General features: G+C 31.4%; 12 protein-coding genes. 6 read left to right on the forward strand and 6 right to left on the reverse strand.

Annotation, left to right across the window (positions count from 1 at the left end; all coding sequences use genetic code 11):
- The 3 genes from B2Y85_RS00005 to B2Y85_RS00015 form a co-directional block, all read right to left on the reverse strand.
- Window positions 1-481: GTP-binding protein (locus B2Y85_RS00005; RefSeq protein WP_372518412.1), on the reverse strand; the 481-nt coding region annotated here is incomplete at its 3' end.
- Between the two features lie 93 nt (window positions 482-574).
- Window positions 575-2650, reverse strand: a complete 2076-nt coding sequence (fusA, locus tag B2Y85_RS00010; protein ID WP_372518414.1) for an elongation factor G — start codon at window positions 2648-2650, stop codon at window positions 575-577.
- A 275-nt stretch (window positions 2651-2925) separates the two neighbouring features.
- Window positions 2926-3579 carry an outer membrane beta-barrel protein gene (locus B2Y85_RS00015; RefSeq protein ID WP_372518415.1) on the reverse strand — a complete coding sequence of 218 codons (654 nt, stop codon included), beginning with the start codon at window positions 3577-3579 and terminating at the stop codon, window positions 2926-2928.
- Window positions 3580-4172: 593 nt separating this feature from the next.
- Between B2Y85_RS00015 and B2Y85_RS00020 the strand changes: the two genes are divergently transcribed.
- Both B2Y85_RS00020 and tyrS read left to right on the forward strand, forming a co-directional pair.
- Window positions 4173-5138 carry an ATP-dependent 6-phosphofructokinase gene (locus tag B2Y85_RS00020; protein ID WP_372518416.1) on the forward strand — a complete coding sequence of 322 codons (966 nt, stop codon included), beginning with the start codon at window positions 4173-4175 and terminating at the stop codon, window positions 5136-5138.
- A 52-nt stretch (window positions 5139-5190) separates the two neighbouring features.
- Window positions 5191-6351 carry a tyrosine--tRNA ligase gene (tyrS, locus tag B2Y85_RS00025; RefSeq protein WP_372518417.1) on the forward strand — a complete coding sequence of 387 codons (1161 nt, stop codon included), beginning with the start codon at window positions 5191-5193 and terminating at the stop codon, window positions 6349-6351.
- Between the two features lie 314 nt (window positions 6352-6665).
- Here the strand turns inward: tyrS and B2Y85_RS00030 are convergent, their stop codons facing one another.
- The 3 genes from B2Y85_RS00030 to B2Y85_RS00040 all read right to left on the reverse strand — a co-directional run bounded on the left by B2Y85_RS00030 (window position 6666) and on the right by B2Y85_RS00040 (window position 9485).
- Window positions 6666-7160: a hypothetical protein gene (locus tag B2Y85_RS00030; RefSeq protein ID WP_372518418.1), complete on the reverse strand. Its 495-nt coding sequence runs from the start codon at window positions 7158-7160 to the stop codon at window positions 6666-6668.
- Window positions 7161-7372: 212 nt separating this feature from the next.
- Window positions 7373-8062 (reverse strand): hypothetical protein, encoded by a 690-nt coding sequence (locus tag B2Y85_RS00035; protein WP_372518419.1) that lies wholly within the window; start codon window positions 8060-8062, stop codon window positions 7373-7375.
- A complete protein-coding gene (locus B2Y85_RS00040) occupies window positions 8040-9485 on the reverse strand; it encodes an Eco57I restriction-modification methylase domain-containing protein (protein WP_372518420.1) in 1446 nt (481 codons plus the stop codon). The genes B2Y85_RS00035 and B2Y85_RS00040 overlap by 23 nt, the downstream gene beginning before the upstream one ends.
- Window positions 9486-10122: 637 nt before the next feature.
- Here B2Y85_RS00040 and lpoB point away from each other — a divergent pair.
- The 4 genes from lpoB to B2Y85_RS00060 are packed head-to-tail and all read left to right on the forward strand — an operon-like array spanning window position 10123 to window position 14222.
- A complete protein-coding gene (gene lpoB / locus B2Y85_RS00045) occupies window positions 10123-10728 on the forward strand; it encodes a penicillin-binding protein activator LpoB (protein WP_372518421.1) in 606 nt (201 codons plus the stop codon).
- 7 nt (window positions 10729-10735) lie between these two features.
- Window positions 10736-12202, forward strand: coding sequence for a hypothetical protein (locus B2Y85_RS00050; RefSeq protein ID WP_372518422.1), 1467 nt, complete (start codon window positions 10736-10738; stop codon window positions 12200-12202).
- Entirely contained in the window at window positions 12202-13626 is a 1425-nt protein-coding gene (locus B2Y85_RS00055; RefSeq protein ID WP_372518423.1) for a COG3014 family protein, read from the forward strand. The genes B2Y85_RS00050 and B2Y85_RS00055 overlap by 1 nt, the downstream gene beginning before the upstream one ends.
- Window positions 13627-13628: 2 nt before the next feature.
- Window positions 13629-14222: a vitamin B12 dependent-methionine synthase activation domain-containing protein gene (locus tag B2Y85_RS00060; RefSeq protein ID WP_372518424.1), complete on the forward strand. Its 594-nt coding sequence runs from the start codon at window positions 13629-13631 to the stop codon at window positions 14220-14222.
- Window positions 14223-14276: the final 54 nt, after the last annotated feature.

A 14276-nucleotide genomic window follows, 5' to 3' on the forward strand; every position in this document is an offset into this window, starting at 1 on the left:
CTCTTACTTCCATTTCTACCAAGTCTAACAATTCTTTATCTTCTACTGCATCACATTTGTTCAAGAATACTACTATGTTTGGAACGTTTACTTGTCTTGCCAACAAGATATGTTCTCTGGTTTGTGGCATCGGTCCGTCCAATGCACTTACTACCAAGATTGCTCCATCCATCTGCGCTGCTCCGGTGATCATGTTCTTAACATAATCAGCATGTCCCGGACAATCGATATGTGCATAGTGTCTGTTCTTTGTTGAATATTCTACGTGGCTTACTGCAATTGTAACAATCTTTGTATCGTCTCTTCTTCCTTGTGATTCTGATGCTTTTGCTACTGTATCGTAAGGTATATATTCTGCTAAGCCTTGATCGCCCAATACCTTTGTTATTGCTGCTGTTAAGGTTGTTTTACCGTGGTCAACGTGTCCTATTGTTCCTACGTTTACATGTGGCTTTGATCTGTCAAATTTTTCTTTTGCCATTGTTCTTTCTCCTGTTTTATTTTAAAAACTTCCTTTTTTTCTATACATCTATACTTCTATGCATCTATACTTCAAAATTACCATCGGTAATTTTTATGCCTTTTTCTCTAAAATCTTATCTGCAATTTGTTTTGGAACTTCTTCATAGTGTGAAGGTTCCATGCTGTAATTTCCTCTACCTTGTGTTAACGATCTCAATGTTGTTGAATAACCGAACATTTCAGATAAAGGAACATTTGCTTTAATATGTTCGATTTTGTTTACAGGTTCCATGCTGATAATTTTTCCTCTTCTTGAGTTCAAATCACCGATAACATCACCCATGTAATCTTCCGGAACCATAACTTCTGTTTTCATTATAGGTTCAAGAATAACAGGGTTTGCTTTTTTGCAAGCATCTTTAAATGCCATAGAACCGGCAATCTTAAATGCCATTTCGGAAGAGTCCACTTCGTGGAAAGATCCATCTATCAAAGTTACTCTAACATCTACAACAGGATAACCTGCCAAAACACCGGATGTTAAAGCTTCTCTAATACCTTTTTCAACTGCAGGTATGTATTCTCTCGGAATAACACCACCAACGATTTTGTTAACAAACTCAAAACCTTTGGCAGGAGGTAACGGTTCCAATGTTATAATAACGTGTCCGTATTGACCTCTACCACCAGTCTGTCTGATGTACTTAGATTCAGCTTCAGATGTCTTTCTAACTGTTTCTCTGTAAGCAACCTGAGGTTTACCTACATTTGCTTGAACATTGAACTCTCTTCTCATTCTGTCTACCAAAACATCCAAATGAAGTTCACCCATACCTGAAATAATGGTTTGGTTTGTTTCCTCATCACTTCTTACCGTGAATGTAGGATCTTCTTCTGCAAGTCTTGATAAAGCATTAGCCAACTTTTCTTCATCAGCTTTTGATTTTGGTTCAATTGCAACCGAAATAACCGGTTCCGGGAATTCCATAGATTCCAAGATAACAGGTTTTGCTTCATCACAAAGTGTATCACCTGTTCCGGTATTTTTCAAACCAACTACTGCTGCAATATCACCTGCTCTAACTTCTTTAATTTCTTCTCTGTTGTTTGAATGCATTCTTACGATACGAGAAATTCTTTCCTTGCTGTTTTTGCCAGGATTGAATACATAAGAACCGCTTTGCAAAGTTCCAGAGTAAACTCTAATATAGGTGAGCTTTCCTATAAAAGGGTCTGCTTGTATCTTAAAGGCCAAAGCTGCGAAAGGAGCATTATCGTCAGCCGGTCTTGAAGTTTCTTCATTTGTATTTGCATCTATGCAGTGCATATCTTTTCTGTCCAAAGGTGACGGCAAATAATCACAAACTGCATCCAACATTGGTTGTACACCTTTATTTTTGAATGATGTCCCGCAGAAAACCGGGATTAATTTTATTTGAAGTGTTGCATTTCTTATTGCTTGTTTAATTTGAGGGATTGTAGGTTCTTTTCCTTCCATATAGCAATTCATAACATCGTCGCTGTAATCTGCTATAAGTTCTATCATTTTTTCTCTTAATTCTTTTGCTTTATCTACTAAATCTGCAGGAATGTCTGTTATATCGAACTTTGCACCTAATTCTTCTCCGTGCCATATATAAGCTTTCATTTGAACCAAATCAACAACACCTTGGAAATTTGATTCTGAACCTATAGGAATTTGCATTGTAAGAGGTGTTGCACCTAACTTTTCTCTAATTTGGTCTATAACCATGAAATAGTCTGCACCGATTTTATCCATTTTATTTGAAAAAACGATTCTTGGTACATTATATTTATCGGCTTGTCTCCAAACGGTTTCAGATTGCGGTTCAACTCCGTTTCCGGAATCGAATACAACAACTGCACCATCAAGAACTCTTAAAGATCTTTCTACTTCTGCCGTAAAGTCAACGTGTCCCGGGGTATCTATAATGTTAAACTGCATATCCTGCCATTTACAATATGTAGCAGCGGAACAAATAGTAATACCTCTTTCTCTTTCCTGTTCCATCCAGTCCATTGTTGCAGCACCTTCATGAACTTCACCGATTTTGTGAGTTCTTCCGGTATAAAAAAGAATTCTTTCTGTCGTTGTGGTTTTACCGGCATCAATGTGAGCGGCAATACCGAAGTTTCTAATCTTTTCTAATGAAAATTCTCTAGCCATTTTCTTTCCCTGATATTTTTTATTTTACATAAATATTTTCTTGTTTTTTTTAATAACAAAAATATGCAATGCATAACGATTTTTTTCGTTATACATGCACGATAAAACATATAATTTCTTACAAAAAAAACTTATGTAAGTTTTTGTATTATATCTAAAATTTGTTTTAAAGTCAATACCAAAACAACAATTAGCAATTTATGTAAAAAAAGCGGAAAGATTGACTCTTTCCGCTTTTTTAGAAATTATAAAATTAAAAGATAATGTCGCAATAACTATATTGCAAATTTGTAACCAACATTCAATGTAAGAGTTGTATATGTTAAATCTGCTTTACCATTCATATAACTAACAGCTTTAATTGAACCATAGTTAACCGAATACAGCAATTCAACTATAAAATTTTTATAAATTTCAGTTCCCGCACCGATTCCCCAATAAAGTCCGTTACCATCTGCTTCCGAAAGTTTATCTCCTTCATAATCGCTATCAAATCTTAGAATACCATACCCCAATTGCCCGACAAAATATATGCTGTTAAAAATTTCTGACTGCATCTCTATTTTAGGTTTTACTGCAAAATAAAAATTTGTAAATCCTATTTCACTTTCAAATTTCATATCACCAACTGTCAGATCTTTTAACTCTGCATTAAAATTATTGTTTATACCAAAACCCAAAGCTACATTTTTGTTTAAATAATAAAAGAACTCTGCTCCGATTAAAACGGACATATTTGTATCCTCATCCGTATCTTTAAAAGTCCATGGTCTAAAATATCCCTTTTTTGATACATCTCCACTTGCTGCTACATTCGGTGTTAAATTTAAACCTAACTTACCTACAATTTCCATATCTCCTTTTTCGGTTGCAAACACCGGTGCTACAAGTGCTACTGCCAACAATACTGCCAATAAACTTTTTTTCATTTTTTCTCCTTTTTACAAAGAATTTTTACTATTCGTTTATTATAAAAAATCAACTCATATTTGTCAAAACTTGTTTAGCAATTTTTACCTGCATTGTAAATTGTAAATTATAAATTGTTGTTTCGTTTGTCATTCCGGACCTGATCCGGAATCTATCCAAATATCTTTTCCTCTTTTGTCGTTGTTTGCAATCAAAGGATTTAAAGATTTTAAATTATAACGAAGTATTTGGCGAATGAAGTGTACCGAAGGAGTTATTAACCAATATCAGTACTAAATCTTGTGGTTCTTTTTTATTACAAATTCGTTGTAGCTTTTTGTAATAGTATCAACTATTACTTCAAAGCTCCGCCTCTTTGTAACAAAAAAAACATCTCGCAATCTTTGGCACTGCTATCGGTTAGTAACTCCTTAAAGAAAGCGATAGCGGTTGGTACTCGATTGAGCCAAATACAAAGTTATAATTTAAAAAATGAATCCGTTTCGCTTATTACTCTGATTAATTGCCTATAGCAATTTACAATTTAATATTTAATTTTGTAAAATAAGCAACATTATATACATTATATATATAATGTAGCGGAGGTTTTGTTATGGCTAACAGAAGAGTTGGTATAATTACGGCCGGCGGTGATGCTCCCGGAATGAATGCTGCAGTCAGAGCCGTTGTAAGAACCGGTATATATTGCGGTTTTGAAATGGTAGGTTTTAAAAGAGCTTTCGGCGGCCTTTTGGATGGCGACTATATAAATATGACCGCAAGAAGTGTAAGCGGAATAATAAATCAAGGCGGAACAATTTTAAGAACGGGAAGATGTCCCGAACTTAAAACGGAAGTCGGCAGAAAAAAAGCAATTAAAATTTTAAGCGATTTAAATATAGACAGTCTTGTTATTATCGGCGGAGACGGTTCACTTGCCGCAGGTGAAGCTTTAAGTAAAGAAGGTGTAAAAGTTGTAAATCTTCCCGCAACAATAGATAACGATGTTGTAGGAACGGAAGAAACTATCGGTTACGATACCGCACTTAACACTGCCGTTGATGCAATAGATAAAATAAGAGATACGGCAAAAAGTCACGACAGAATATTTGTTGTGGAAATTATGGGCAGACATCACGGTTTTTTAACTTTGGCAGTAGGTCTTGCATCAGGTGCCGAAGTTATAGTAGTTCCCGAAGTTAAACCGGACATAGAAGAATTGTGTGATAAGTTCAGACAAGCAAGTGTCTCCGGAAAAAATTCGTTGATAGTTGCTTATGCCGAAGGTTGCGGAAACTCGTTCGAGTTCGGTAAACAAATAGCAGACAAAACGGGACTTGATGTAAAAGTAAGCAATTTAGGATACATTCAAAGAGGCGGAACACCAACCGCAAGAGAAAGAATTTTGGCATCTGCTTTCGGTGCGGAAGCCATAAGATTGTTAAAAGAAAATCAAACAAATATTCTTATCGGTTTGGAAAAAGGTAGAATAAAACTTACACCTTTTAGCGAACTTCCTAACTTGAAAAGAGAATTTAATATAGAAACTTATAAGTTGATACAAAAACTTTCCATCTAAAAGATTGGAAGATTTGAGGGTTAGAAGATTAGAAGAAAAGAGGTAATTATTGATGTCATTAACAGATGCACTTTCATTAATAAGAAGAGGAACAAACGAAATTATATCCGAAGAAGAGTTGGCAAAGAAACTTGCTTCAGGTAAAAAGTTAAGAATAAAGTTAGGTGTTGATCCCACCGCTCCCGATTTACATTTGGGGCACAGTGTTATTATAAACAAATTAAAAGTGTTTCAGGATTTAGGTCACCAGATTGTATTTTTAATCGGTGATTTTACCGCAAGAATCGGTGATCCTTCCGGAAGATCGGCAACAAGACCCATGATGACCGAAGAACAAATAATGAAAAATATTAAAACCTATCAGGATCAGGTTTTCAAAATCTTGGACAGAGAAAAAACGGAAGTTGTTTTTAACAGTAAATGGTTAAATGCGTTGGGTATAGAAGGTCTTTTGAAATTAGCATCCAAACATACGGTTGCACAAATGCTTGTCAGAGACGATTTCGAAAAAAGATTTAAAGCGGATATTCCTATAAGTATAGTTGAATTTATGTATCCTTTGTTACAGGCATACGATTCGGTTGCTTTACAGGCGGATGTTGAGCTTGGCGGTAACGATCAAAAGTTTAATCTTCTTTTAGGAAGAGATATGCAAAGAGATGCCGGGCAGGAACCGCAGGTTGTTATAACTATGCCTTTACTTGTAGGAACAGACGGTGTTAAAAAGATGTCAAAATCTTATAACAACTATATTGCATTAAACGATAAACCTCAGGATATGTTCGGTAAGTTAATGTCTATATCGGACGAACTTATGATGTTCTATTATGAACTTTTAACGCAGGAAAATTTAGACGAAATAAAACAAATGCACCCGAAAGAAGCCAAAATGAAACTCGGCTCAATTATCGTTGAAAGATATTGGGGTAAAGAAGCTGCGGAAAATGCTAAAGCAGAATTTAATAAAATATTTGCAAATAAAGATTTGCCTACCGAAATTGAAGAATTTAAATGCGATAAAGATAAAATAAAATTGTCCGAACTTTTGTTTGTATCTAAAATGGTTGCAAGTAAAAATGAAGCAAGAAGATTGATTGAACAGGGCGGAGCGAAAGTTGATAATGAGAAGGTGACGGCTGATACCGAAATTGAAATAAAGAATGGGATGATATTGCAGGCAGGGAAGAGAAAGTTCAAGAAGATTATAAAATAATCTTTTTGGCGAAACGAATTTTTCTTTTAAATTCTAACTTCGTATTTGCCTCAATCGAGTACCAATCGCTATCGCTTTCTTTTATGTACACTTCATTCAGCAAATACTTTGTTATAATTTAAAATTTTGAAATCCTTTGAGAGCAAATAACAACAATAATGTAAAAACGGGAAGAAAAACTCTTCCCGTTTTTTTTATTTTATTCTAACCGAAAATCTTAAGGTCTTGAAAGGCAACGACAAAAAACTTTGTCATTCCGGACTCGATCCGGAATCTATAAAAACGATAAAAAAATACAAATAAATAACTTTAATTTAATGTTTCAGTATGAATTTGTATATCATAGAAAAAACAAAAGCAAAAACAAGTGTTAAGGCTAAAGCCCAAAAATACAAGTCTGTTCTATTATCATTTTTAAAATTTTTTATTTCTTCTTTTATATTTTTTCTGGCTTCTTCGGTAATGTGTCTGTGACTTCTTTCTAAAAATTCGTTCAATGCATCAAATATTTTATCAGCATCTTCGCGATATGCTTGAATTATTATAGGTATATGTTCCCCATCAGGATCTATTTCTTCACTTAAAACATATAAATACAAGTATTTATCTATATTTTCTGCCCAAACTTTTTTTTCTTTTAAACAATCAAATATCTCGAATTCTATCATATCTGTTTTGCTATATGTGTCTTTAAAAAATTGACTTAAATCGATTTTTTCATCTATGCTTTCAACTATATATCTATCCTTATAATAAACGTCTGCCGGAGCATTTGTTTCAAGTGCCTGTGCATAAATTATTATATCCATTTATTCTCCTTTTCTTCTTAACCAAACTCTGCCAGAGTTAACTAAAAAGCATAAGCAAACAAATATTGTTAATATATGTTCTTACCAAATAATATTATAATAAATAGATTGTATAATCACCAAATAAATTTTAATTATTTTTTGCGAAACGGATTTTTCTTTAAATAAAAAAATATTAAGGTCTTGAAGGACAACAACTATCTCATATAAAATTAAATTGATAATATCTTATGATAAATTTTATCAATAAACAAATCATAGTTATTATATATTACATTATTTCCAAAATCATATTCTGTTACAGAAAAATCAATATTAAAATCATTGTGTAAATAATAGTCTTTATAATCTTGCTTATTTTCTATATTTTCGTCTCTTGTGATATCTAATAAACATAATAAAATTTTATCTGATGTATGTTGATATTTATCAATATTATCTTGAGATAATAAAACATATTTTTTTATATAATGTTCTCCTATTTCTTCCCATTTTTTTATTGTTCCATCTTTATCGAAATAAGGCATCTTTTGAAATAATATAAATATTTGAAAATAAGGAATATTGTTTGCTCTTATATTAGCTGTTTCGCCTAACATATTTTCAAAATAGTTATTTGAGTTTTGAGAATAATTACTCATAACAAATTTTACTGCAATACCTGCAACAACTTCGTTTTGCTTTTTTATGGTTATATCTACTTTCTTATTAATGTATCTACCCTCTATATGTTCTTCTTTGTTGTCAGAAAAGCCTAATGAGCATATATCATAATCGTGACCTAATTTATTATTGATATCTCTTGCTATAGCCCCATGTAAAATTTTTAATTTTTCATTACTTCTTTCATGTGTTTCTAAACATTTAAGAAAAGAGTTTTTAATAATTGTCAAAAAGTTCATTTTCGATATCTCCTATAATATTCGAATATTTATAATTAAGATATAACTGCAAATCTTTTGATGAGAATGTATAATAACCACCACTTTTGTATTTAGATAATGCTCTGATATAATTGATAAAATCTTCGGATAGTAATATTTGTTGAACAGTTTTAAAATCTACAGATGTAAGTATATACAAACCACTATATACACCAACACCTTCTTTTAAAGGATATATTTTTATATCGTTAATATTTCTTATCAATGAGTTAATTACAATTTTGCTTTTATATACATCTTTTATTGCTTGTGTTCTACCAAATAACCACCAAGCATAATCGTCTTCAATATCTCTTTTTTTAAGAATATGTTTGCTTTTTTCAAAATATTCATATAAATTTTTATCTTTTTTTATTTCATCGTAATGTATTGGGGAGCCATCTTTTTTATAAGGGAATATACATTTGAAATATTTACCTGTAGATGCTTTTATTATTGGAATGGTAAATTTTTTAAAATCGAAATTTCCTATAAAAACTTTATCATTTAAAGTAGCGAAGCCATTTTTTACTTCAAAATATTTTTTGTTTTCTTTGAAAGTTAATATTTTTCTTATTTCTTTTAAATATTTTGGCGTTCCAAAATAAAACTTATTATTTATATAAAAGTCATTATAATTTAAAACTGAAATTTTTTTTGATGATAAATTGTTTTCATCAAACTCATAATATTCCACTTTTTTATTAATATTGTTATTCAATACTAATATTGTTGTGTATGTTGTTGCATTGAAACATTGAAAGTGTTTTAAATCTACAACTTTTGATATTTTTTTGTTATTTACTAAAAACTTCCTAAAAATATTTGCAGCTAAACTGTTATATAAAGAATTAGGAGTAATATATGCTAAAATTCCTTTCTTTGATAACATTTTTATGCCTAATTCATAAAAGACTAAATATGCATCAGTCATTCCTTCTTGCGAAAACATAAAATTTTTAAAATCAGCATATTTTTCTTTAAAATTATGAACTCTTATATATGGTGGATTTCCAATCACAAAATCCATTAAATTATTATATTTATTCACTAAAAGAGCATCTGCACAATTTAGATCAAAATTAACATCTTTTATTCCATATTTATTTGCTATAATATTTAGATTTTTTTTACAGTTTTCTATCTCTTCTTTTTCAATTTCTATACCATGAATATATTTTTCTAAATGTTTCTTTAACAAATCTAAATCATTATTATTTTTCAAAAAATTATCACAATATCTTCTTACTATTTCTTTTAAGAATGCACCATCTCCACAACTATTATCTATTACATGTTTTTTTAATATATTGTTACCTTTGTATCCTGCTAGATTTAAAATGTTTTTGACAATATAGTTAGGAGTATATACTTTTCCTTGCTCTTTTATTTTGTTTGCCATATCTTTCCCTTTCGTTTTTGGAAAGGGTCAGAGAAAGGAACATTCTGTAAATAAAAAAACGGCTAAATAGGTAAGATACCAAACCTAAATAGCCATAAATATTTGGACATAGGTATAGCGAGTAGAAAACATATCAAACGATATGTCTATTAATACATGACTATTTTTGGACTGGTAACTACTTTTGTTTTACAAAAGCGGTTCTGCTCTCCACAGAATTCCAAAAACAATTTATTAAGTTGTTTTAATAATTAAATATTTTTACTTTTGGAAAGTTTTAACAAAATAAAAACGACTGTTTAGGCAGTTACCAGCCGACCTAAACAGCCGCCGTCTTTGCCCCGAAGGGCAAAGAGTATAAATTAAAAACAAAACAAATGAATTTGATTTGCTTTTAAAGACGACTGTTTTTGGACTGGTAACTACTTTTGCTTTCACAAAAGCGGTTCTGCTTTCGCAGAATCCAAAAAACATTCAATATTAAGTTAAAAATATTTTAGCAAATTTTATATTTAGATTCATAATCTATAATTTGCACATTTTCAAACAAATTTAATTTATTGATAATAATTACTAATAAATAGTATAATAATAAAATATAATATTAAGAAAAATAAAATATAAATAAGGAGTTAAAATGAAAAAATTATTTTTGATGGGTTGTTTGTTAAGTTTTGCAGTAGTATTGTTTTCTTGCTCTTCAACACCGAAAGTTACAAGAGTAGACGAAAACGAACAAATTGATTTGAGCGGTAACTGGAACGATACAGATTCCAAACTTGTTGCGGAAGAAATGATTAATGATTCATTAGCAAAACCTTGGTTGGAAAATTTCATGATGAAAAAACAAGCTAAGCCGAGAATTATTGTCGGAACAATTTTGAACAAAAGCGATGAACACATAAGCACTGAAACATTTACAAAAGATCTTGAAATCGCTCTTTTAAATTCCGGTAAAGCATCTTTTGTTGCATCTAAAGATCAAAGAGAAGAAATAAGAGAAGAAAGAATGGACCAGGCAGATTTTTCGGATCCTGCAACAGTAAAAAAATTCGGTAAAGAATTAGGTGCCGATTATATGTTGAAAGGTCAAATAAACACAATAACCGATGCAGCAGGAAAAACAACATTGAAATATTATCAAACAGAACTTGAACTTATCGACATTGAAACAAACGAAAAAGTTTGGATAGGTCAAAAGAAAATTAAAAAAGTTGTAGGAAAAAGCAAATATAAAGCATAAGTAACTGATGCACTTAAAAAAAGTTAAATATTTTATACTATCGTTAATATTCATAAGTTTAACTTCTTGTGCAACGACAAAAGTAAACGAATTTCATAATACATTAGCACCACTTATAGAACAAAAAAATATAAGTGGTGCTGTTGATTTTGCTTCGGAATTTTATCAAAATTGCGATAAATATAACAAACTTTTATATTCGTTGGAACTCGGTCTTTTATATCACCTGAACGGCAATTATAAAGAAAGTAACGAAACCTTCGAAAAAGCCAAATACATTTATTCAATGAAAGATTACACTTCAACATTTTTCAATGACGATACATTGTTACCCAGCTACTATTTGGGCGAAAATTATGAAATGGCATATGCAAACTTTTTTTGTGCATTAAACTATTTAAAAACAAGAAGACTTAAAGGCAAACGAGACGAAGCCGCCGTTGAAGCAAGACAGGTTAATAATCTTTTTAATAAAATAAAAATAGATGAAAAGAAAGCTTTGTATAAAGATGATCCTTTCATAAGATATTTCATGGGCCTTATATACCAAAATGCAGGATTCCTTAACGATGCGATGGTATCTTACAAGCTGGCACTTTTAGCTTATGCCAATTACAACATTTGCGACATGAAAGTTCCGGAAGATTTAGTGAACAATTTGTATACCATTTATTGCCATTACGGGCTTGAACAAGATGCAAAAAGTTTAAGAAAGACTTATCCTTATGCAAAACAACTGTACACCAACGATAACGGAACATTGTTTATAGTAAACTATAACGGACTTGCTCCCAAAAAAGTTGAAGAAGTTGTAACTTTAACTTTTGATTTCGCATGGGCAAACTATTACAAAACAAACAACATGTACAGATACGAGGTGGAAAGAGAATTTAATGTTCATGAAGTATCTGCCGCATTTGCCGTATATCAGGAATATTATAACAGAATAAAATCTTTTGAAATCGAAGCAACGGACGAACAAGACGGCACCAAAAAGTATCATTCGAAAAGTTATCTTGTAACGGATATTGCGGCAATACTGGAAAAACATTTGCCGGAACCTAATTACAGGTCAGTATTTTATTCAAGAATAAACAAATATGTTTCGGGTTTTAGAGAAATAGAATATATCCGCGAACATTACGAACAAAAAAAGCAAGACATTTTAAACGACAGAGATTTAAGTAAAAACAACAAAATAAGGTTGTTGGAACGACTCGACAGAGATACGGCAGACAAAATCAGAACTGTAAAAGAAAGATCCAACACACTTAACAGAGTAGATTTAAGATCCTGGAGAAGTTTGCCGGAACAAGTAAATATGGCAACATTGAGTTTACCTAAAGGAAAATATAATATAATAATAAGATACTTAGATGAAAACGGTAAGACAGTTGAAACAAAAGAACTTAAAACAAAAATAAGAAAGAACAGAAACAGATTTTTGTTAACGAATTCTTTTAAAGGACATTAATGAAAAAGTTATACTCTTTATTAACACTTTTTATTTTTATAATGTGTTCATGTTCAAGTTTGAACAGTTACTATTCAAAACTTGAAAAAGACATGATGACCAACCATACCGAACAGGCACAAAGTTTAACTTCTTCATCGGAAAAATCTTACGGAAACAAGAACAAACTGTTATATTATCTCGATTTGGGTTTTTTAAAACATTTATCAAAAAAGTATGAAGAAAGTAATGCCGTTTTCGAACAGGCAAAACAGATATACGATGAAAACTATACAAAAAGTATTTCCGCTGGAACCGTATCTTTATTTTCAAACGATAATGTAATTCCGTATTACGGTAACCCTTACGAAATGGCTTATGTAAATGTTTTTTGTGCATTAAACTACATTTTGCAAGGTAAAGATAACGAAGCAGTAGTTGAAGCAAGACAGTTCGACAACTTACTGAAAAAACAAGTTACAGACAGTAAAGGAAAAGCATTTTATACGGATGACCCGTTTATAAGATATTTTATGGGAATAGTTTACGAAAATGCGGGATATTATAACGATGCACTCGTATCTTATAAACTCGCTTTAAAAAATTATGAACATGCCAACGAATACAATTTGGAACCGCCGAAAGATTTAATATCAAGTTTATATTATTTGTACACAAAGTTAGGTTTTTCGCAGGAAGCTAAAGATTTAAAAGAACAATATTCCGTGTCTGTTCCCGTACAAAACGGTAACGGCGGCGAAGTTATAATAGTAAACTATAACGGTTTATCACCGAAAAAAATAGATCATATAACGGAAATGTCTTTCTATAAAGCATGGCCGTATTTTACATCCGCAAAAATTGAAAACGACGAACAGGAAAAAGCACAAAAAGTAATATCGGCAGTACAGGCAGGTATTTCCGACAGTTACCTGAAAATCGCTTTCCCTCAATATGAAAGATATGAAAACAGAATTTCGTCTTTCATTGTGGAAGAACTGAATTTCGAAAACAAAGAAACCGGTTTGCAATACAAAAGTTATGAAGCAAGCGATATCGGAACTTTGTTGATAAATGCTTTGCAAGACGAAACTTCATCGGTATATGCAAAAACAATAGCAAGAGCCGTAGGCAGATATGTTCTTTCAAAAGTTATTACAGACCAGGTAAGACAACACGAAAACAAAGATACTTACGGGCTAAGCATATTAACCAACAGTGTATTAAACATTGCAAATTCTTTAATCGAAAAAGCGGATAAAAGGTCCTGGAGAACTTTACCGGAACAAATAAATATGAGCAGAATATATTTACCGGAAGGAATTCATACGTTAAATATTAAATATTTGGATTCATCATCGAATGTTGTTTCTCAGGAACAAATAGTGGTACATGTAGAAAAAGGTAAAAAAACTTTTGCAATAACAAAATCTTTTAAAAGTTAATTATGAACAACGAAATTGTAAACTTAAAAATTGATTATGAAGATGTGCTTGTAAGAATGGGTGCAAACAAGTACAGAACAAAAATCGATACCAAAATAGAAACTTCCATTTTGGAAACAATAGATTTGGCAAAAAAGTTGTTACAACCGAAATATGCCATATCCATGGCAACAAAAAAAATAAAAGATAACGACATATTTTTAGACGATTTTCGTATAACCAGTAAAGATATTTTCAGATTATTGGAAAATTCGGAACAAGTTTGCGGACTTATAGCAACAATAGGGTTTTCCATTGATACAAAAATTTCTCTTTTCCTGGAACAAAAAGAAATTATGCCCGCATTTATTTTAGATTCCGTAGGTTCGGTGGCAATAGAAGAGTTGGTAGGAAATATTTGTAACGATGTAAAAGAAAAGTTCGGACCTACAACAATGAGATTTTCACCAGGATACGGAGATTGGCCGATACAAAACCAAAAAGATTTTTTGCAGTGGTTAGGTGCGGAAAAAATAGGTATAACTTTATCCCCCACTTTTCAAATGGTACCGAGAAAATCCGTTTCGGCAATATTCGGAATTCAAAAACAGTCTTAATTTCATAGATATTTATATATAAAACGGCTATACTTATAAAATAGAGTAAGTTTA

Origin of the sequence: Candidatus Ruminimicrobiellum ovillum, from assembly GCF_002392975.1 — a bacterium.
GTDB classification, from domain to species: domain Bacteria; phylum Elusimicrobiota; class Endomicrobiia; order Endomicrobiales; family Endomicrobiaceae; genus Ruminimicrobiellum; species Ruminimicrobiellum ovillum.